The sequence below is a fragment of the Pseudovibrio sp. Ad5 genome (genome assembly GCF_001623095.1).
Classification (GTDB): domain Bacteria; phylum Pseudomonadota; class Alphaproteobacteria; order Rhizobiales; family Stappiaceae; genus Pseudovibrio.
Genome location: NZ_LMCH01000014.1, coordinates 105,881 through 125,680, shown reverse-complemented (window position 1 = coordinate 125,680; position 19,800 = coordinate 105,881). Strand labels below are relative to the sequence as shown.

The window sequence follows — 19,800 nt, the reverse complement described above, 5'->3', positions numbered from 1 at the left end:
GAGACATGAGCTACCCTCCGTGCATCCCAAAGAGAAGGGGAGTGAGCCTGTGGGAAGGGCGAGCCTTAGACCTCAAGAGCGACTAACACAGGCGATCAAGCCGCGGTATTTATGAGCTGGTGCTGTGGGCAGCGTGAGTGAACTAAACCGCAACTGGGATGGCTTTGCGCGGCTATCTGCGTTTGCTGGTATTTGCACTCGAATTTGTGCCGCTATGATTGCTGCGCTTTCGAAGGAAATGCGGGGCCAGTTGTGCATCAGGACGTAATCGGCGGGATTGAATCCGTAACTGCTCTACGCTGTTTGCTGACTACAAAAGAGATGGAACTATTCTTGCGCTACCTGGGGTTAATAAGAGTGAGCGTGTGTGATGGGTGCTCTTTATCGGTTGCCAAATCTGAAAGTTAGTTGAACGGGTACCGAATTGGATTTTGATTGTGTTATCTTCGTTGCAATTATCGGCTGTGTTTGATGCCTTTTTTTGATTGCTAGGGAGAGACTACATTGACGCGGGATGAATTTGATAATTATTGCAAGTCATTGGTTGGGACGAGCAATGTCATTCAGTGGGGGAATGCTTCGGTTTGGAAGGTTGGAGGGAAGATCTTTGCGATTTGCTCTAACTGGGGAGAGGACCGTCCTGAGATGAAAGGGATCAAGATCAGCTTTAAGTGTTCAGAGCTTTCCTATCAGATTCTGACGGAACAGGAGGGCATAATTCCGGCGCCTTATCTGGCTCGGGCGAAGTGGGTTCAGATTGAGACTGCGCAGGCGATGGCTGATGAAGACATCAAGGATTATGTTCGCAAGGCGCATAGCATTATTGCGAGGAAGCTGACCAAGAAGTTGCAGAAAGAGATTGGGTTTGTTGCAGCTTAAGTGTGTCTGATCACGTGGGGCTCTGAATAACTGATCGTGCTGATTTTAAGGTTTGCGTTCTTTTGTGCAGATTTGCGTTATTTGCGCGAAATGTGCGTTGCTCGTGGTTCTTATTGAGTGGTTTGGTGTCTGGCTTTTGCACCGCGCGCATTTAATTTTGAACGGGGGAGGTTCTATCATAGAACCACCTAGCGGGCATATGTTTACCCCGTGGAATTTGCCCTATTTTTTATGCCCGCTTTTCCAGATGTTACGCTGGCATCCGCATATAAAAGTTATCCCCCTCTGAGGATCTTTCTTTACTCATAAGCTTGTCTTTGCAGAGTATAGCGATCATTCGTGCTCGGTGCTCGGTGCTCGGTGCTCGGTGCTCGGTGCTCGGTGCTCGGTGCTCGGTGCTCGGTGCTCGGTGCTCGGTGCTCGGTGCTCGGTGCTCGGTGCTGTATATACGAAGCATCACATGACATGCTTCCGGGCATTGTGTTAGGCACCTCCTTGTCATTTGACTGAAGCCAAGCAAGTGGAGCGCGCTATCGCGAGACACTCCTTATCTGCCCGAAACTTGAGATTGCTTTCGTTGGCTTGTGTTTTGTGTCAATAAGACGCTATGGATCTGAACCAACTTGATGATCGGCTGAAAGCTGACTGCGAGAAATGCGCTGCGTTGTGCTGTGTGGCGCTTGCCTTTGATAAGTCGAGTGTTTTCCCGTTTGATAAAGCTGCTGGTGAGCCTTGCCGAAATCTTGAGAGCTGTGGGACCTGCAAGATCCATTCTGATCTGGCGACGACCGGGTACAAGGGCTGTGTTCAGTTTCACTGTCATGGAGCTGGGCCGATTGTCACGCAGGATCTGTTTTCCGGTAATACGTGGCAGACACAGCCGCATTTGCTGCGGCCTATGATGGAGGCCTTCTGGGTGTTCTTACGGCTTCAGGAGCAGGTGTTGTTGCTGAGGCATGCAGCCAACTTGCCTTTGCCAGATGCTAAGCAAAAAGAGCTGCATGCATTTTTGGATGAGCTGTGCCCTGAGAACGGCTGGAGCTGGGATGCCTTTGAGGGGCTGGACCATGCCAAGGTGTCTGCGGAGGTGAAAACGTGGCTGATCTCCCTGCGCGATGTGTTGGCCTAGCTTTTAGATTATGCGATTTCGGGCTTGGTGGCTTTGACCATCAGGAGGAAAGCAGAGAGAGATTTCCAGCGGTGGAAGCGTGGCACCTGCTGGATCGCTTCCTCTGTTGGTTCGTGTTTCTGAATCTCCTTGATTTGAAGGCCTGCCTTGGTGAAGGGGGGCAGATAATTGCTCATGGTGTGAGGGAAACTGGGTACGCTGAAGCGCTGGATCTCTGAATGGTCACCGCGTCGGGCGAACTTCCATTGATCTGCGAAGTGATTTTGGCCGAAGTACTTGGAGACAACCAGTTCTGTCGCCTCTCTTCCCTCGTCTTTTCGCCAGGAAAGCCAGTGTTGGAACTGAAGGAGTTGGTTGCGTAGGTAATGTCTAATGGGGCTTTTGCTCCTCGGCAATTGCATGGGCGATCATGTTCTTTGAAAGATCAGCACCAGACATGTGAGCACCTGCTCTTGCCAGTTTGCGGGTGTTGTTACCTTCCTCGCAGCCAAGATCAATAATGCGCTCGCCGCTGATATTGCTCAGAGAGGCCTCAAAGGCATAAGAAATTGTGAGGTATGACTTTGGAGCCCATTGCAGTCCTTCGTAAGGGCGTAGGCATTCGCGGGCGCAGCATGGTGTTGATGGCATATTTGCCGGTATTCTTCTCAGTGCAGGGCCTCGCCGGTTTTATGTTCTTGCTATTTTTGATTGTGTGCGTCCCGCGAGTTAGCACAGGACGCAAAATAAGGCCCAGTAGCAGCAGAGTGATAATCATGGATATTGGTAGAACTGGCATCAGGTGAGGTCCTTTTCCTTACTTAATAGGACCTAAATCCTGATCGGCGTGACCTTAAACCGGATTCAGGTCGAATAAAATCTCGTCAGCGTTTGAATGAAGGTGTCAACATTCAAACCACTTCACCGATAGGCACTCCATGAAAACTACTGTCCTTGCCCTCGCTTCGATCCTCTCAGCTGGCACTGAAATCGCAGCACAAGATGTCGGCCTCAACGAGCTGACTATAGCGGCTCCCCATCATGACCAAGATATGCAGATGGCTGTCATGTTCCCTACCGTGGGTCAGCACCAGACCGTTTTTGCTGAAAATGCGATATTCTATGGAACATCTGTGTTCAAAGACGCTGAGCCAATACAAGGACAATACCCAGTCGTTCTTCTCTCACATGGCTGGGGCGGAAATTACGCTCGGATGGCGTGGCTCAGCGCAGGGTTGGCTTCCAAAGGGGCAATCGTTGTAGCAGTAAACCATCCAAGCAGTACAACTTTTGATTTGAACTTCGACACCGCATTCAACCATTGGACCCGCGCCGAAGACATGTCCGCCGCGTTGGACTATGTTTTACAAGATCCGATTTTCGCACCCATCATCGACGGAACACGGATCTATGCCACAGGCCTTTCCTACGGAGGATGGACTGCCCTTTCACTTGCAGGCGTCCAAGGCAATCGGGACGGTTTTTTCGACTATTGCAAAGCTGCGGGTGCAGGGTCACAGTTTTGCGCTGAACTGACAGCCGAAGGCGTCGACATCACGGCAATCGATCAAGACAGGTATGAGGCATCCTACAGGGATCCACGTATCAGTGGCGTCGCCGCTATTGATCCTGGTCTAACTTGGGATCTTGCGCCGCAGGATGTGCAGGATGTAACGGTTCCGCTTCTTCTTATAGGGTTGGGCGAAGGAGCCTTTAGGCTCAATGCGACAGACACGAGCGCCATGGGCAGCAATTTTGAGGCTTTGGTGCCGCAGGCTTCTGTTAAGACTATCGCACCCGCTACGCATTTTACAGCACTTGGACTGTGTAAGCCCGCAGGTGAAGCTCTTCTGATCGAAGAACAAGACGATCCTGTCTGCACCGACCCGGTGGGGACGGATCGAACTCAGGTGCTTAACACCATTATCGACGCCTTGGCGGATCACTTTGAATTAAACTGAGGCACTCCATGGGGCATCTGAGCATGGGGGTACAGATGCCCTTGCCATCTTTCAATGCGGCACACTGATACCTACTGAATTGACGTAGAATTGCCGACTTGATTCAACGTTCCATGCCCAACGCCAAGCCGAGACAGCCGATATTGGTGCAGACCGCAGCAATTGGCAAATAGGCTCAACGACCCGTGACACATCCAGCAAAAGTGAGCACATAGGTCCTACCGAAAAGTATTCATGAAAACGCCCGCGGTAACTTCTAAAAGAATTGCCTCAACCCCAGATGGAAACGCTTGAATTTCCGCTAATGGCGGTGGATTCAACTGGTCGCGGCAACACACTGTGAGAATTTCTCAGCTGGAGTTTGATATTGATCTGCGTTTGGTCTCAATGGTTAGCAACAAGGGCATTGGTGGACTGCTCTGCTGGCATGCAATGCTTCTGAGCTGATGATTTGCTGAAAAAGTCGCGGACATGACACATAGGAAGAGGCTTGCCGAGCAGTGATGGTCAGCGCTGATCTCTTAGATTTCCGTGGTGTTGGCATGCTGCATTGTGTATAGGAGTGCAACTCCTTTGGCAGGTGATATTGCGGCGTGAACGACACTTCAAAAACAATCAATTTTGACCATGTGTCCATTGAACGGAGCGGATCGACGATCATCAGTGATCTGAGTGTTGCGCTGCCGGATCAGCGGGTTGGGATTATTGGTCGGAACGGGTCTGGTAAGTCTACGCTTGTGCGCAGCCTGAATGGTTTGCTGCCGGTGAGTGCAGGCTCTTTGCTGGTTCATGGTGTTTCTGCTGAGGAAGGGGCCAAGAAGCTGGCACGGGTGACTGGGTTTGTGTTCCAGAACCCGGATCATCAGCTGATTTTTCCGACCGCTCTGGAAGAGCTGAGCTTTGGCTTGCGCCAGATTGGAGTGGGCAAAGCAGATGCAAAGGTGCAGAGCCTTGCGCTGTTGAGAGACCATGGCATTGAGCAGCTGGGAGAGCGTCCGGTTCACGAACTTTCTGAAGGTCAAAAGCAGCTGATCTGTATTTTGGCGGTGCTCATCATGGAGCCGAAATTGTTGGTGCTGGATGAGCCGTTTTCCAGTCTGGATTTGCGGACACGAGTGGCACTGCGACGGAAGCTGGAGAAGCTGGATCAGCAGATCCTCTTTGTCAGCCATGAGCTGGATGCGCTGAGTGACTATGACAAAGTGCTCTGGATTGAAGACGGCAAGCTCAAGCAGTTTGGTGTGCCTGCGGATGTGTTGGCAGCTTATCAGGCGCATGAGCTTTCTGGCGCGGACCTTCACTTTGAAGGGGTAGCGCGCGCATGATCTCCCTTTACATGGCGGGCAACAGTTGGGCGCATAAGCTTCCTGCCAGAGTGAAGCTGATCTTTTTGTTTGTGCTGAGTCTGCTGATCATCCCGTTCAATACGCTTTGGTTCTCTGCTGCACTGCTGGTGTTTGTGGTGGCGCTTTATGCGACGCTTGGCCGGCGGGGGCTGGAGAAGGTGAAGGTGGTTCGCCCGCTGCTCTGGATGATGGGGATCATCTTTCTGGTGCATGTGTTTTTAGGCGATATTGAGCAGGGCATCATTGCTGTGTTGCGTCTATTGGCGATGGTGCTCCTTGCCAACTTTATTAGTATAACAACGCATATGGAGGCCTTGATGGATGCGGTGGAACCGTTGTTCCGGCCTCTGCGTGTGTTTGGCATCTCCCCAAGGCGCGTCTCGCTGGCAGTAGCTTTGGTTATCCGGTTTGTTCCGGTGCTGCTGGCGGTTTATGCGTCGCTGCAAGAAGCGTATAAAGCCAGAACAGCCCACGCCAACAGCTGGCGCTTGCTTGCCCCATTTGCGTTACACGCGATTAAAATGACAGATCATGTTGCCGAAGCTTTGACAGCCCGAGGCGGGGCTGACGGCTTTGACCGTGATAAGAAATAGATAGGATGACTATGTCTAGCGATCGTTCTCTTGTTCAGATTGCATTTTATGCGGCGCTGATTGCTGCTCTGGGTTTGGTGCCCAAGATTGAGCTGGGTCTTGCTGGCGGAATTCCAATTACAGCGCAGTCGCTTGGTGTGATGCTGGCTGGCATGATGCTTGGTCCGGTGCGTGGTGGGCTTGCCGTTGCTTTGCTGCTGTTCCTCGTTGCGCTTGGCCTGCCGTTCCTGGCTGGTGGTCGCGGTGGCATCGGCGTGTTTTATGGTGCAACCGCAGGCTATCTGGCTGGTTACTTTGTTGGTGCGATTGTCACTGGTGCGATCATGAGAGCCATGCGCAACATGAACGTTGTGTTCGGCGCGGTTGTATCTGGCGTCGTTGGCGGCATTGTTGTGGTGCATGCGCTCGGCGTGCCGGTGCTGGCCTACAAAGCTGGTATGTCCATGGAGAAAGCCATCATGGTTGGCAGCTTGCCGTTTATTCCGGGTGACCTGATCAAGGTTGCTCTTGCTGCTGTTGTCGCACACACAATTGCGCGCGGTTTGCCTTCTGCAATGCTGTCACGCAACTAAGTCAGCTACAATGAGTTTTGAGAAAGCCGGTTCCTTTTGGAGCCGGCTTTTTCTTTGATTAGTTGCGCGATAGTAATAGAACTGGCAATGCTTTTTCTGAGAGGCAGACATTGGCGCTAACCAGCAAAATTACTGCGTTTAATCCGGTTTGGTCCAATATGTTCGAGAAGGAAAGAGGACGTATCTCGGGTGCTTTCGGAGATACTCTTGTTTCGATCTATCATGTTGGCAGTACAGCGATCACAGGATTAGCAGCAAAGCCTGAAATCGATATGCTGGTCGAAGTTTCCAGCCAGCAGCGCACATCTGAAGTAGACAACGTTATGCGTTCATTGGGCTATTCTCGAGGAAAAGATCTTTCGCCGGAACATTACTTCTATCGGCGGGATGTTGATGGAGTTCGGACTCATAAAGTGCATGTCTGTCCTACAGGACATTCGCAGATTTCTAGAATGCTGCGCTTCCGCGATTTGCTTCGTCAGGATGCCGAATTGAAAGATCAATATCAGTGCCTCAAGCTTAAGCTAGAGGCAGAAAACACTGATGGCATCAAAGAGTATCTAGCTGGTAAAGCACCGTTCATTGACGCCATACTGGAGGCAAAACCCGATAGCAGCAACTGATTGCAGCTGTGCCTTGGCGTTTAGTGAACAAGTGCCTCGTCCAGGTGCTTCAGGGCTTTGATGAGCAGGCCCTGGAGGATGAAGTCTTCATCCCATGGCAGGACTTCCAGATTGACGGCATCCAGCAAGGGGGCAAGCAAGCTGCTTTCCAGCCCTTTGTTCATGCCGTGCTTGAAGAGGTCGTAGGCTTGCATGGCTTTGCCAGTGAGGACGATGCGGCTTGGGTCCAGCAATGAGATTGTGCGGGCGAGGCTGACGCCCAGAGCGAAGCCTGCATCTGTGAAGACCTTTTGCGCCTGTGCTTCACCTATGCGGGCTCTTGCACGTAGGTTCTGAATGTACTCCGGTCCGTAGAACATGGCGGAGGGAGAGGTTTCCTTGGGAAGCTTTTGGGCTTCACGGTAGAGCGCGTAGTCAGCGATGTAGGCTTCCAGACAGCCCTTCTTGCCACATCTGCATGCCGCTCCTTCTGGCGTAAAGGGTGAGTGGCCATATTCAGCGGCGGCTCCGGTTTCGCCACGGTAGAGCGCGTTTTTGATGAAGATGCCCATGCCAACGCCGCGGTCGATATACACCACGACAAAGTTACCGCTGTACTTCTCAGCGTCCTGCCGATGCAGAGCCTCGGCGATCATGTTGGTGTCGTTGTAGAGCGTGCAGGTGATGCCAAGGGTTTTGGAGAGCTTGGCCGTGAGTTCCACCTGTCGCTCTGCAATGGTGGGTGACCAGATGATGGAGCCGTTGCGTTTGCCGACGATGCCTTGCGTTGCCACGGTGATTTCCATGACGCTGCGGGCACGAAGCGGCTCTGTTTTCATCAGCGCTTTAATGTGGCGGGCGAGCAGGGCGATGAATGCCTCGCCGCCCATATCTGAGGATTCCACCATGAACTTGGCTTCGGCATGCTGGTGGCCGGTATAGTCCACCAGAGCAAGCGAAACACGGTCTACCGAGAGTTTGACCGTGACCACATGGGCGACATCATCACGCAGACGCAGATAGGTGCGTGGGCGGCCACGGGTGTTGGCATCCGGATTGGGCTGTTCTTCCACCTCTGTGATCAGGCCGCGGTCCTTCAGATCTGCGGTGATGGAGGTGACGGCGGCTAGAGAAAGACCTGTTAGCCGGCCAAGGTCGACACGGGCCAGAGTGGTGTGACGCCGCAACGTGGACAACACCACGAACCGGTTTTGACGACGTACCTGCTCTCTACTGGCTTTTTCGATCATTCGAGTACTGGCCTGCACTGTGTGTTCAAAACATGTCCGCGTTCATTTGTATTCACGCCTTAGGCCCTGAACATTTGTTTTCTAGCGCATTCTTTTATCTGCGAGATAAGCATAAGTATTTGAGGACCAGTAAATAAAGAGAGTAATCGTATAAATCAGCGTTTTCACCCGAAAGTTGAGGTGACCTAATCGTAAGTCCTAGCTCGTTTGTTGAGGTGCTGTTCCGTCATCTTCGTCTGTTTGAGCCGGCAAAGTTTCTGGCATCAGGAACAGGTACATGGTGCCGCCGATGAAGGCCAGAACGGCAAGGGTGATGAAGGCGGGAGAATAGCCGAAAAACTGGACGATTTCTTCAGCAAGCAGGTTGGATGCAGCCGAACCAATGCCAACCACGGCGGCGAGGGCGCCTTGCACCAGATTGAAACGGCCTGTGCCCCGGGTCAAATCTGCAGCGATGAGCAGGATAATCACACCGAAGATGCCGTTGGCGATGCCATCCAGTGACTGCACGGAGATGAGTGCGACGGGGTCTTCCAGCCACATGAACAGCATGCCGCGAATGGGCAGAATGAAGAAGGCGAGCAGGAAGAGCGGCTTGCGGCCCCATATGTCAGCTCTGGCAGCGCAGATGACGGACATGATGGTCATCCAGAACTGTGCCACGACGATGCAGGTTGCTGCGAAGGCGACGCCGATGTTGACGTTGGAATTGACCGAGAGCTTCTGCCCGACCAGTGGCAGCATAGCTGCATTGGCGAAATGGAACATGAACACGCAGAGCACCAGTGTGAGCAGGCGTTTGTCTGCAAGGATGGTGCTGACGGTGGATGGTTCATCGCCATCGTTGGGAGTGTGGTGCAAGCCACCACGGGCTGCGTTGTGGTTGATTGCCGAGCCGCTGACCATGCCGATGCTGATGGCCATGCCGACGGCCATGAGGGCAACAAGCCAGAATACGCCTTCTGCCGAGATCCACAGTGCGAGACCTGCGCCCAGAATGGCGGCAAACACATTGCCGGAATGATTAGCGGCCTGATTGGCACCCATTTGCACAGTGAAGTGATCTGGCCCTGATATGCCCAGAGTTATGGCGGCGATGCAGGGGCCGACAAAGGCGACGGCAATTCCCATGAAGATCTGCGCAATGTAAATCACCGCCGGATACTGCGAGAACAGCAGGATCGAGATGGTTGCAAAGCCGATGAGCAAGGCACAAGAGGCGAGGAGCAGGCGTTTTTTGCGGGTGCTGTCGATGAAGGCGCCAGCTGGTGTTTGCAAGGCGACAGTTGTCAGCGAGCCAATGGCGAGGACCATGCCGATGTTGCCGGGGGACCACTGCAGGCCCGTGAGCAGGTAGATTGCAAGATAAGGTCCAATTCCACCCACGACATCGCCGGCGAAGAAGTTCGTCGAAAGCATTGCCTTGTTGAGTTTCATGGAGACCCTGGATTGTTGCGTGATCTGCGTTGAGAATAGGTGAGAGTTCTCTCCAAGCCCCCAAGGATTTTGGTCTATTGTCAGAGTGGCGGTTAAGCTGCTGTCAAACCACGGTGGCTACGGTGGGGCATGTCGGTTTCTCTTGCTGTTTCCGCCCTCATTTTCCTCGGAATTGCGGTGCGCCAGTGGCTTCCGCCCACGGTGCGGATCTGGCACATCATGCTGATGGGCGCGATTGTGCTGTTGGTGCTGGGGGAGATCAGGCCTGTGGCCGCGTTTCATGCGGTGGACTGGCAGCTGATCTTCTATCTGTTTGCCGTGTTCAGCATTGCTTCGTCGCTGTATGACACCGGTCTTTCGCAGGAAATCGCGGATATGCTGCTGAAGCGGGCCAATGCTGGCGTCGTGCTGCTGTGGTTCATTGTGGCCTCGGCGATTTGTGCAGCGGTGCTGACCAATGATGCGGCGGCGGTGATTGGGGTGCCTATTGCTATTATCCTGAGCCGTGCCTTCAGGTGGAAACTGGCGGTGGTTTTGGTGACACTGTGTGCCGCGGTGACGGTTGGTTCCATGGTCTCACCCGTTGGCAACCCGCAGAACATTCTGGTGGTGAATGCCGCCAATTTTCAGAATATGCTGGCGACGTTCATTGTGTGGGCTCTGGTGCCCGGTGTGGTCTGCCTTGTGGCTGTGTTCTTCCGCTTCCACCGGCTGGTGAAGAAGAATGGATCGGATGAGAGTGCGTTGGTCTCTGAAGACGTAGAAACGCAGGCAGAAGCGGTTGAAGTGAGCCCTCGGCAATGGCCTGCGATGGTTTCTGTTGTGCTGCTGGTGGGTATCATCACCGGCGATAGTTTGGGCCGGACGTACTTTCACCTTGGCCCGCTGCCGTTTGGCTGGGTTGGGCTGTTGTCCTGCCTGCCGATCTATCTGGCAGGAGATGAGCGACTGCGGGTGTTCAAGGAAGTGGACTGGGCAACGCTGATCTTTTTCGTGGCCATGTTTATTGTGACCGGGGCGCTCTACCAGTCCGGCTCTTTGCAGTATCTGCTTGGTTCCTTGCAGGGGGAACTGGGGGATCTGACCGTGACTGCATTGGTAAGCTTCTGGGCCAGCCAGCTGTTTTCCAACGTGCCTGTGGTGGAGCTTTACCTGAAACTGCTGGATGGCGGCGAAACCGCCACCTTCATGATGCTCTCCACCATCTCCACCGTGGCCGGAAACCTCTTCATCATCTCTGCTGCCAGCAACGTCATCGTCGTCCAACAAGCTGAGAAATTTGGTGCCACCCCCTTCACCTTCTGGCAATTCTGCTGGTGGATGCTCCCGATTACGGTGTTCTGCGTGGTGCTTAGCTATGGGTGGATTGTGGGGCTGACGTGGTTGGGTGCGGGGTGAGTTTTGGAGACTTACAGCTTAAGATTGTGATTTAATGTAGTCTCCAATAGTCTGACATCTGTACTTATATTGCTACTAATTAGCCCTAGTTTGTTGAGGGTACATTGCTTTAAACGTAGTTCGCTGACGAAGATAGTTCAGCTTGTTTCCAGCAAATTTGTTAAGCCGGATGACCGCCAGAAAATTTTGAAAGATTGGGTAAAATAGAAACTGGCATGAGAATACTTTACGCTGTTGTTTACAGCGTCGTCGGGTTTACCCTGATTGAGTTAAGTGGTTTCGGTATGCTCTGGCCGATTGTTATTCCGTTCGCTGTTGGTTTCGCATGGTTGACGCAATTCCTACGCGAATAGATTTTTACTCTTTGCAGAAAGCATCGAAAGATGACCCATCCCTTAAAGTTAATTGATTATCGCGTAAACGAGCGTGGTGATGTCTCAGGTGTTTTGTTCGAGAACCCACGGGTTAGCGTTCGGCGGAATCTTTATTGGTCTGCTTGTATTGAGTTATCCCGATTCACTTATTTTGGAGAAGACTGGAAAACGATCTTAAGTTTTGAGTGGCTGGTATTGCCCTCAGAGAAAACATCCTTTGAGATATCTGACCAGAATATCGATGGCGTGGAGTGCTCATGGTACTTCATTTATCAGCACATCGCTGCGAAGTCGGGAACTCTTACGTTGGAACCAGTAGACGAGTATCGCGCTTTTGAGATCTCATTCTCAGTAGTTGTCGACTCCCCCGGATGGGACGATGATCCATGTCAAGATATTGAAATCGCAGGTACAGTGAAACTCCCTTGTTCCGGGATATCACTCATGCGGAACAGTTTTTTCCCTAAACCCAACTCAGAGATTGAGGCTCGAGAGATGATTGCACCTTTCTTTCCTAAGATTGCTGATTTCACCCTTAAACAGCAGGAAGATGAAGACGGCTGGCCAATCCAAGAGAAAACTAAGTTTCATTTTGTTCCGCAATAAGTGTTTTGCTAATTTCTATCTCTGGATTGAGCGTAAGTTGATGTCGTTGAGGTTCGTGTTTGAGGGACTATGCTTCAGTTGGTTAAAATCCTCGTCAGAAGTGTTCTAGCAATAACTATTGTTTCCGGAATTACATTTTACATTCTTGTAAATCATTCCACAGATGCCATGAATCTTACCTGCAAAGGAAAATGGCTGCAGTCTGGCAAAGGTGAAACTCTGTTTGCTGCCTTTGAATTTTATCGCCCTTGGATTTTGTGGGCTGAAGCAGATGGAAATGTTAGAGTAGAAACGGCCCAATTCCCATTATCTTCATACTTTTCTGAAGTAAAAACTATCGGACGAGAACCGCTGCGATTGTTTGAAATTACAGATTCTTATCGAGCAGGGATGATCGGGGGGTATCGTGAAGCTAGCAAAGAAATTGCGATAAACTTCTCAAAAGGTCTTACTTTTACGGGGAACTGTCGAGACGGGATTTGATTATCAATCCTACACAAAAAAGACCGAAAGCGCCCCCGTCGCTTTCGGTCTTTTTTCTAGCAGGTGTACTGCTAGTTATTCGGCTGCGTCGTGTTTTATGACGCCGCGTTGGATTTGGTCTTCTTCTATGCTCTCAAAAAGGGCACGGAAGTTGCCTTCGCCGAAGCCTTCGTCGCCTTTGCGTTGGATGAATTCGAAGAAGATTGGGCCGATGACAGTTTTGGAGAAGATCTGTAGCAGGATCTTTGTCATGCCGCCGCCAATGACGCCTTCGCCATCAATGAGGATGCCGTGTTTGGCTATGCGGTCGAGCGGCTCGGTGTGGCCGTGTACACGCTCGGTACTGCGGTCGTAATAGGTCTGTGGTGGGCCGGGCATGAACTTGAGGCCGTCTTCTGCCAGTTTGTCGGTGGCTTCATAGATGTCGTCGGTGCCCACAGCGATGTGCTGGATGCCTTCGCCTTTGTACTTCTTCAGGTACTCTTCGATCTGGCTGGTGTCGTCCTTGGACTCGTTCAGCGGAATGCGGATTTTGCCACATGGGGATGTGATCGCGCGGCTGACGAGGCCGGTGATGCGGCCATCAATGTCGAAGAAGTGGATCTGCTTGAAGTTGAAGAGCTCGCGGTAGAACGTCCACCACTTGTCCATGTTGCCGCGATAGACGTTGTGGGTCAGGTGGTCGAGGTAATAGAAGCTCTTGCCCGCTGGTTTGGGGTCTGCTTCGCCCAGCCAGTCGAACTCTTCTGAGTACGCAGAGCCTTTGTCGCCGTACTTATCGATGAAGTAAAGCAGGGAGCCGCCGATGCCTTTGATTGCGGGTGCATCAAGGGTTTTGTCGGAGCCGGTGTAGGCTTCTGCCCCGCGGTTGATGGCATGCTCAAAGGTCTGCTGTGCATCCACAACGCGCCATGCCATAGACGGGGCACATGGGCCGTGCTCGTCAATGAAGCGGGAGGCGAAGCTGTTTGGCTCTGCATTGAGGATGTAGTTCACATCACCCTGACGATAGAGCGTGATGTTCTTGCTCTTATGCTTTGCAACAGGTGCAAAGCCCATGCGGCGGAAGAGGACGTCCAGCTTTTCCGGCTCTGGGTGGGCAAATTCAACGAACTCGAAGCCGTCGGTGCCAGCAGGGTTTTCTGCTGTAATCTCAGCTGGTCCTGCATCGTGCGGAAATGGGCCCATTTGTTCCTCCTCAAACAAGGCGATGAAGGCTGTTTGTCATCGTTTGATACGATGAAAACTGCCTTCCTATTCGTTCTGCGTATCTTTGTCCGAAAACCGGTTCCCACTTTTCGGCGATACACTGCAATTTAGAGCCATTCTGAAATATCTGTGGCGCGACAGGTTTGCATTCTTACGTAAAATCACGCAGTATATGCACAAATTGTGCGTCATATATTGATTTGGTGCGAATGATGATTGAGCTAGACCAGTTTGACCTTAAGTTACTTGCAGCGCTGCAGGAAGATGCCAGCCAGACCAATCAGGAGTTGGGGGAGGTGATTCACCTTTCTGCCTCGCAGGTTTCGCGGCGGCGGACACGGTTGGAGCAGGAGCGGGTGATCCGTCGCTATAAGGCTGATCTTTCACCGGAGTATCTGGGGCTGGATGTGATGGCGTTTGTTGGAGTGGCGCTGGCTACGCACAACAAGGAGAACGCCAGGTTGTTTCGTGATCTGGTGCGCACCATTCCCAGCGTGCAGGAAGCCTACGCCATGACGGGGGACATGGATTACATGCTCAAGATCCGGGTGAAAGATCTGAAGGCCTTGAGTGAGGTGATCAACAATGATCTGCTGCCTCATGAGGCGGTGCAGAACGTACGCAGCTCCATCGCGATGGATACGCTAAGGGACGACAATCATTTGCCGCTTGGGTAGTAGACAGGCTCTCAAACATTACAATTTTGTCAGGTTGTGTTTTTGCGGGATAGGGCATCTTGAAGTGAAAACTTCGGGTTCCCATCTCCATAGAGATTTGACGGGTAACGTCCAAAAGCAAAGGGATAGGTTTACAGATGTTCGACAGCAAGGCACTTCTTGATCAGTTCTTGGGTTCCAACGGTGGCAATCAGGCCCGTGGTGCTTTGGACAAAGGGCAGTCGTACATCAAAAACAATGCCGGCGGACTTGCTGGCGGTGCCGTTGCTGGTGGCTTGGCCGGATACCTTCTTGGCAGCAAGAAGGGCAAGAAGCTTGGCAAAAAGGCCGTGAAATACGGCGGTATGGCGCTGGTTGGCGGCCTTGCCTACAAAGCATTCCAGACATGGCAAGACGGTAAGAACAATGGCGGCGGCGGTGCAGCTGCGCCTCATGGTTCTGCGCAGACGCAAGCTCAGGCGCAGGCGGCTCCCGCAACTGTTGTACCGGTGCCAGAGCCGCTCGCCCTGCCGGACCCGACTGGCACTGCGTTTGACCCGGATGTAGGGAATGGTGATGCCAAAGAGTTTGCTATGGCGCTGATCGTTGCGATGATCCAGGCGGCCAAAGCGGATGGCACTGTGGACGGTGATGAGATGCAGCGCATCTTTGAAAAGCTGGATGAGCTGGGTCTGGGTGCTGAAGAAAAAGCGTTCGTGTTGGATGAGATGCGTGCGCCGCTGGACATTGACCGTGTGGTGGCATTTGCGACCTGTCCGGAAACGGCTGCTGAGATTTACACCGCATCACGCCTTGCCATTGACCCGAACCTACCTGCCGAGCAGGCCTATCTGATGATGCTGGCCGCACGGCTGGAACTGGATAGTGGTTTGGTTACGGAGTTGGACAAGGCGATTGCGGCGGCTCAAGCGCAGGCCTGAATGCGCTGATATTTGAATTGCTCGCAAATCGGGTGGTTACGGTTTGCGGAAGGCCATAGGTTGCTCCCAACTTGAGGAGTGACCTATGGCTTTTTTTATTTCCGGATTGAAATCCAACGAGTTTGAAGCGCTGAACGGCCAGAGCGAAGAGCAGCTGGCAGAGTGCAATGTGGTTGTTTATGTGGCTGATGAGAAGCCGGGCTTTCCGTGCCGTGTCACACTGGATGATGCCGAGGTTGGGGAGCGGGTGTTTTTGCTGAACTATGCCTACCAGCCCAATGACACACCCTACAAAGCGTCCCATGCGATTTTTGTGCGCGAGAATGCAGCGGATGCAATGCCCTATGAGAATGAGGTTCCGGTGTCGCTGTCTTCCCGGTTGTTGTCACTGCGCGGGTTTGATGCAAACCACATGATGATTGAAGCGGATATCGCGCAAGGGGCTGACATCAAACCGATGCTGGAGGGCTTCTTTGAGAACCCGGATGTCTCTTATATTCAAATGCATTATGCACGGCGTGGGTGCTTTGCAGCGGTGGCTCATCGTGGGTGATCTAAACATATCTTACTAGTGCAAACCTCCCGCTCAGTTTCTATCCTAGGCCGCATCGAGACTTAGGGCTTGAGAGGGCCGGCATGCGCGCATTGGGAACCTGGGATTACATCGTGGTTGGGGCTGGCTCAGCGGGCTGTGTTGTTGCGAACCGACTTTCTCAGGACCCGGATGTGAAGGTGCTGCTGTTGGAAGCTGGTGGGAACGATAAACATCCCTGGGTGCATATCCCCGTTGGCTATCTGTACTGCATGGGCAATCCGCGTATGGACTGGGGTTTCCAGACCGAGGCCGAACCGGGGCTGAACGGGCGCAAGCTGAACTATCCGCGTGGCAAACTGCTGGGCGGGTGCTCTTCCATCAACGGCATGCTGTATCTGCGCGGACAGGCGCAGGATTATGACAACTGGCGCCAGTTGGGTCTGACTGGCTGGGGCTGGGATGATGTGCTGCCGTACTTCCTGAAGTCAGAGGACCATTATGCCGGATCTTCCAAGGTGCATGGGGAAGGTGGGGAATGGCGCGTTGAAGAGCAACGTTTGTCGTGGCCGATCCTTGACCGTTTTCGTGATGCTTGCGAGGAAGTGGGTATTCCGAAAATTGACGACTTCAACGGCGGTGACAACTTCGGCTCCTCCTATTTTCAGGTGAACCAGCGCAAGGGCGTGCGTTGGAGTACGTCCAAGGGGTTTTTGAAGCCTGCTGAGAACAGGGGAAACCTGAAGGTTCTGACCAATGCACAGGCGACTGCGCTCGTGTTTGGCGGGCGCCGCGCGACTGGTGTTTGCATGATGGTGAACGGGGAAATGACTTCTGCTGCCTGTACAGGAGAGATTATCCTGAGTGCAGGGGCCATTGGATCGCCGCAAATTCTGGAATTGTCCGGTATTGGGTCTGGAGAGCGTTTGACCCAGTATGGCATCGACATGGTGCTGGATCAGCCTCAGGTTGGCGAGAACCTGCAGGACCATCTGCAGATCCGCAGCATCTATAAGGTTCAAAACACTGTTACGCTGAACCAGCGAGCCAACTCGTTGATTGGCAAGGCGAAGATAGCGGCTGAGTATGCGCTGAGCCGGTCTGGTCCAATGTCCATGGCTCCAAGTCAACTTGGGGTGTTTACGCGCTCTGACAACTCTTATGAGACGCCAAACATTGAGTATCACATTCAGCCGTTGTCGCTGGATAAGTTTGGCGATCCGCTGCACGAATTTCCGGCGATTACAGCGAGTGTTTGTAATTTGCGGCCAGAGTCTCGCGGCAGTGTTCATATCGGGTCCGGCAATGCAATTGCACATCCAAAGATCCAGCCAAACTATCTTTCTGCCGAGAGTGACCGACGTGTGGCAGCTGACAGTTTGCGCCTGACACGGACAATCATGGAAACCAGGGCGATGGCCGAGTTTTTGCCGGAGGAGTATCTACCGGGTGCGCATGTCGTCAGTGATGAAGACCTTGCTATTGCAGCGGGGGACATCGGCACCACCATCTTCCACCCAGTCGGCACCTGCTCCATGGGCACGGTGGTTGATGAGCGTCTGAAGGTGAAAGGCGTTGAGGGCCTGCGCGTTGTTGACGCTTCCATCATGCCTCGCATCGTCTCCGGCAACACCAATTCTCCGACAATTATGATTGCGGAGAAGGCATCGGATATGATCCGCGAGGACCGGAAAAACGCGGTGGTGGTGGCTTAGGAGGGGATTGGATTCGTTTATTTCAATGAAATCGGGGAGGGGTTACCTAAGATGCCAGCTGATCCAAGGACTATGACAGATCCTGTTTCACTTCGCGTGCTTCTTGAAAATGCCAAAAGGCTAAACCGTGATGATATCGCAGATGCCTGTCGTGAACGATTGTATGAGCTAGAAGGCATAGACCACGACGATCCAATTGAGCGACGTTTGTGGCAAGCGGTTGCAGCCTATGAAGAGACGCTGCGGGAAAAGCATGGACGAAAGCAAAAAGCAAGCTATACGAGACGCAAGATAGCATCGAAGGGAGCTATACAGACTCTGACCGACTGGGCGCTCGACAACAAGGTTACTCCGGGTTTTATGGCTCTCGTGGAAGGCGGAGCAGCACGGTTTACGGGTGAATATGTTGTTTTGGAGTTTGCTGACAAGTTCTCCCAAGCGGCAGTTGATGCTGCTCGTGAGAAGCTTTTAGCTTATGGGATAAGATTTCCATAGGTAAGAAGCAGTGCTAACAATCAAGCCATAGTTCTGAAGCATCCTGAATCGGAGTTCAATGAGAGGTATTAGCATTGCCTTTTCATTGACTGAGTTTTAAGGCTCCTTCGGAGGAGATGGGTTCACTTGTATGATTGAGTGCTTTGATAGCAAAGTTGAGGGCGACTTCGGTTACTCGCATTCTTTTTCGCGCTCGAAGTAATCGCGCAGCAAGCCTACTCGTTTGGGGCGGAAGGATTCTTCCAGGAAATCGACTGACTGGATCCGGTCCAGCCGGAACATGCGGAAATCTTCTCGTAAACAACACCAGGAGATCAGAGCCTGCACTTCGCTGAAGAAGTAGATGGTGAGCGGCCAGACTTTGCGTTTTGACAGGCGGTCTTTCAGGTCCAGATAATTCAGAGACACCACCTGTTCATTCCAGATTGCTTCGCGAAGACCGGGGAAGTCTGCCTCGGATGTGGGCGTGTTGCGCAAGATGTGGCTGCCGACGGTTGCATGCCGCAATCGCTGGCGCATGCTTTGCGGAAGGCTTGCTTCCAACTTCACCAAAGCATTTTGTGCTGCATACGTGAATTCCATGTTGCCGAGTTTGGCGACGGTATGCAGGCCAAGAGCCAGCGCTTCCACCTCGTCGGCTTCAAAATGCATTGGTGGCAAGGAGGGGTCTTCTGTCAGCGTAAAGCCAAAGCCTGCCTCCCCATCGATGATTGCGCCGGAGGACCGAAGGCTTTGAATGTCTCGGTAGATGCTGCGCTGGGAGACTTCCATTTCCAAAGCCAGCCTTGATGCCGTCACTGGTGAGGGCAATCGCCGCAAGACTTGCATCAGGCGAATTAGGCGGTCAGAGCGGCTCACGAACAGTCTCCAGTTTCAACATGTCTACGCATGATTGAGTTTAAGTATAACCATGCTGACAAGAATTGTCAGGAGCTCTTTCGTATTTAGGTGCAGCACAGAGCTAACACATCAAGTTCCAGGAAACTGGCCATGGAGACGGGCATGTCACACCTAAAGAATATTTTTGTAATTGGAGGAATCCTCGCAATGTCTACTAGTTTTTCAACCAGCACTTCAGTCGCTGAAACTGCGGATAAACTTAGTATCGTCAATCCCCAGAGCCTTTATGATCCGTCTGCCCATGGCTACAGCGTATCCGTGGTTGCGCCAGCTGGTGCGCGGGTTGCTTATGTTTCCGGGCAAGGTGGGGCCGACGATAAAGGCGCTTATTCGCCAGAGTTTTCGGTACAGGTTAAACAGGCTTATGCCAATTTGAAAAAGGTGCTTGATGCGCTTGATGCCACACCAGCTCAAGTTGCCAAGCTCACCGTTTATGTGGTGGACCATGATCCATCGAAACTTGGTGTGCTGACTCAGAATGTCATGGAGATGTTTGGAGAAACGCTGCCGGCACAAACGCTGGTTCCTGTTCCTAAGCTGGCAATTGACCCGATGCTGTTTGAAGTGGAAGCGGTTGTTATTCTTCCATAGTTTTTGCCAGGCACGCGTTTCCTCTGGGATGCGTGAGCAGCTGCGATGAAGCTCTCTTATTCCTCTCAGAGCAGTCCCTAACTGAAGCGTTTAATGATGCCTTTGCAGAAGTTGAGGCATCATTGCCGGAGCCGAGGAACCGAACGCCAGCA

General features: G+C 52.5%; 23 protein-coding genes. 17 read left to right on the top strand and 6 right to left on the bottom strand.

Annotated elements, in window-relative coordinates; translation table 11 throughout:
* Positions 1 to 504: 504 nt before the first annotated feature.
* Positions 505 to 879 carry an MmcQ/YjbR family DNA-binding protein gene (locus PsAD5_RS08795; protein WP_063291828.1) on the top strand — a complete coding sequence of 125 codons (375 nt, stop codon included), beginning with the start codon at positions 505 to 507 and terminating at the stop codon, positions 877 to 879.
* 607 nt (positions 880 to 1,486) lie between these two features.
* Complete coding sequence (locus tag PsAD5_RS08790) at positions 1,487 to 2,008, top strand: hypothetical protein (protein WP_063291827.1); 522 nt, start codon at positions 1,487 to 1,489, stop codon at positions 2,006 to 2,008.
* 8 nt (positions 2,009 to 2,016) lie between these two features.
* Here the strand turns inward: PsAD5_RS08790 and PsAD5_RS27815 are convergent, their stop codons facing one another.
* A complete protein-coding gene (locus tag PsAD5_RS27815) occupies positions 2,017 to 2,409 on the bottom strand; it encodes a hypothetical protein (protein WP_153041352.1) in 393 nt (130 codons plus the stop codon).
* A complete protein-coding gene (locus PsAD5_RS08785) occupies positions 2,378 to 2,638 on the bottom strand; it encodes a class I SAM-dependent methyltransferase (protein ID WP_063291826.1) in 261 nt (86 codons plus the stop codon). The genes PsAD5_RS27815 and PsAD5_RS08785 overlap by 32 nt, the downstream gene beginning before the upstream one ends.
* A gap of 287 nt (positions 2,639 to 2,925) precedes the next feature.
* Between PsAD5_RS08785 and PsAD5_RS08780 the strand changes: the two genes are divergently transcribed.
* The 5 genes from PsAD5_RS08780 (at position 2,926) to PsAD5_RS08760 (ending at position 7,082) form a co-directional block, all read left to right on the top strand.
* On the top strand, positions 2,926 to 3,948 hold the full coding sequence (locus PsAD5_RS08780; RefSeq protein ID WP_063291825.1) for an alpha/beta hydrolase family protein: 1,023 nt from the start codon (positions 2,926 to 2,928) through the stop codon (positions 3,946 to 3,948).
* Between the two features lie 593 nt (positions 3,949 to 4,541).
* Positions 4,542 to 5,273 (top strand): energy-coupling factor ABC transporter ATP-binding protein, encoded by a 732-nt coding sequence (locus PsAD5_RS08775; RefSeq protein ID WP_063291824.1) that lies wholly within the window; start codon positions 4,542 to 4,544, stop codon positions 5,271 to 5,273.
* The gene (locus PsAD5_RS08770) at positions 5,270 to 5,887 is read left to right on the top strand and encodes an energy-coupling factor transporter transmembrane component T family protein (protein WP_063290403.1); all 618 of its coding nucleotides are present in this window, start codon (positions 5,270 to 5,272) and stop codon (positions 5,885 to 5,887) included. The genes PsAD5_RS08775 and PsAD5_RS08770 overlap by 4 nt, the downstream gene beginning before the upstream one ends.
* Positions 5,888 to 5,892: 5 nt before the next feature.
* Positions 5,893 to 6,459, top strand: coding sequence for a biotin transporter BioY (locus PsAD5_RS08765; protein WP_063291823.1), 567 nt, complete (start codon positions 5,893 to 5,895; stop codon positions 6,457 to 6,459).
* A gap of 110 nt (positions 6,460 to 6,569) precedes the next feature.
* Positions 6,570 to 7,082, top strand: coding sequence for a GrpB family protein (locus PsAD5_RS08760; RefSeq protein WP_063291822.1), 513 nt, complete (start codon positions 6,570 to 6,572; stop codon positions 7,080 to 7,082).
* A gap of 20 nt (positions 7,083 to 7,102) precedes the next feature.
* Here the strand turns inward: PsAD5_RS08760 and PsAD5_RS08755 are convergent, their stop codons facing one another.
* Positions 7,103 to 8,311: an ROK family protein gene (locus PsAD5_RS08755; RefSeq protein ID WP_063291821.1), complete on the bottom strand. Its 1,209-nt coding sequence runs from the start codon at positions 8,309 to 8,311 to the stop codon at positions 7,103 to 7,105.
* Between the two features lie 198 nt (positions 8,312 to 8,509).
* A complete protein-coding gene (locus PsAD5_RS08750) occupies positions 8,510 to 9,748 on the bottom strand; it encodes an MFS transporter (RefSeq protein WP_063291820.1) in 1,239 nt (412 codons plus the stop codon).
* A 129-nt stretch (positions 9,749 to 9,877) separates the two neighbouring features.
* Here PsAD5_RS08750 and PsAD5_RS08745 point away from each other — a divergent pair, with 129 nt between their 5' ends.
* The 4 genes from PsAD5_RS08745 (at position 9,878) to PsAD5_RS08735 (ending at position 12,609) form a co-directional block, all read left to right on the top strand.
* Complete coding sequence (locus PsAD5_RS08745; protein WP_063291819.1) at positions 9,878 to 11,146, top strand: SLC13 family permease; 1,269 nt, start codon at positions 9,878 to 9,880, stop codon at positions 11,144 to 11,146.
* Between the two features lie 215 nt (positions 11,147 to 11,361).
* Positions 11,362 to 11,499, top strand: a complete 138-nt coding sequence (locus PsAD5_RS28010) for a hypothetical protein (protein ID WP_193757803.1) — start codon at positions 11,362 to 11,364, stop codon at positions 11,497 to 11,499.
* 30 nt (positions 11,500 to 11,529) lie between these two features.
* Positions 11,530 to 12,126: a hypothetical protein gene (locus PsAD5_RS08740; RefSeq protein WP_063291818.1), complete on the top strand. Its 597-nt coding sequence runs from the start codon at positions 11,530 to 11,532 to the stop codon at positions 12,124 to 12,126.
* A gap of 69 nt (positions 12,127 to 12,195) precedes the next feature.
* Positions 12,196 to 12,609 carry a hypothetical protein gene (locus PsAD5_RS08735; protein ID WP_063291817.1) on the top strand — a complete coding sequence of 138 codons (414 nt, stop codon included), beginning with the start codon at positions 12,196 to 12,198 and terminating at the stop codon, positions 12,607 to 12,609.
* A 75-nt stretch (positions 12,610 to 12,684) separates the two neighbouring features.
* On the opposite strand, the gene hppD is transcribed toward PsAD5_RS08735, so the two are convergent.
* Complete coding sequence (gene hppD / locus PsAD5_RS08730) at positions 12,685 to 13,797, bottom strand: 4-hydroxyphenylpyruvate dioxygenase (protein ID WP_063291816.1); 1,113 nt, start codon at positions 13,795 to 13,797, stop codon at positions 12,685 to 12,687.
* A gap of 233 nt (positions 13,798 to 14,030) precedes the next feature.
* Here hppD and PsAD5_RS08725 point away from each other — a divergent pair, with 233 nt between their 5' ends.
* The 5 genes from PsAD5_RS08725 (at position 14,031) to PsAD5_RS08705 (ending at position 18,157) form a co-directional block, all read left to right on the top strand.
* Positions 14,031 to 14,495 carry an Lrp/AsnC family transcriptional regulator gene (locus tag PsAD5_RS08725; protein ID WP_063291815.1) on the top strand — a complete coding sequence of 155 codons (465 nt, stop codon included), beginning with the start codon at positions 14,031 to 14,033 and terminating at the stop codon, positions 14,493 to 14,495.
* A 137-nt stretch (positions 14,496 to 14,632) separates the two neighbouring features.
* A complete protein-coding gene (locus PsAD5_RS08720) occupies positions 14,633 to 15,415 on the top strand; it encodes a tellurite resistance TerB family protein (RefSeq protein WP_063291814.1) in 783 nt (260 codons plus the stop codon).
* A gap of 85 nt (positions 15,416 to 15,500) precedes the next feature.
* Positions 15,501 to 15,968: a DUF1203 domain-containing protein gene (locus tag PsAD5_RS08715; RefSeq protein WP_063291813.1), complete on the top strand. Its 468-nt coding sequence runs from the start codon at positions 15,501 to 15,503 to the stop codon at positions 15,966 to 15,968.
* Positions 15,969 to 16,051: 83 nt separating this feature from the next.
* Positions 16,052 to 17,662 carry a GMC family oxidoreductase gene (locus PsAD5_RS08710; protein ID WP_063291812.1) on the top strand — a complete coding sequence of 537 codons (1,611 nt, stop codon included), beginning with the start codon at positions 16,052 to 16,054 and terminating at the stop codon, positions 17,660 to 17,662.
* A gap of 51 nt (positions 17,663 to 17,713) precedes the next feature.
* The gene (locus PsAD5_RS08705; protein WP_063291811.1) at positions 17,714 to 18,157 is read left to right on the top strand and encodes a hypothetical protein; all 444 of its coding nucleotides are present in this window, start codon (positions 17,714 to 17,716) and stop codon (positions 18,155 to 18,157) included.
* Positions 18,158 to 18,328: 171 nt separating this feature from the next.
* Here the strand turns inward: PsAD5_RS08705 and PsAD5_RS08700 are convergent, their stop codons facing one another.
* Positions 18,329 to 19,015, bottom strand: coding sequence for a helix-turn-helix transcriptional regulator (locus PsAD5_RS08700; RefSeq protein ID WP_084405928.1), 687 nt, complete (start codon positions 19,013 to 19,015; stop codon positions 18,329 to 18,331).
* Between the two features lie 144 nt (positions 19,016 to 19,159).
* On the opposite strand from PsAD5_RS08700, the gene PsAD5_RS08695 reads away from it, so the two are divergent.
* Positions 19,160 to 19,648, top strand: a complete 489-nt coding sequence (locus tag PsAD5_RS08695) for a RidA family protein (RefSeq protein WP_063291831.1) — start codon at positions 19,160 to 19,162, stop codon at positions 19,646 to 19,648.
* Positions 19,649 to 19,800 lie beyond the last annotated feature (152 nt).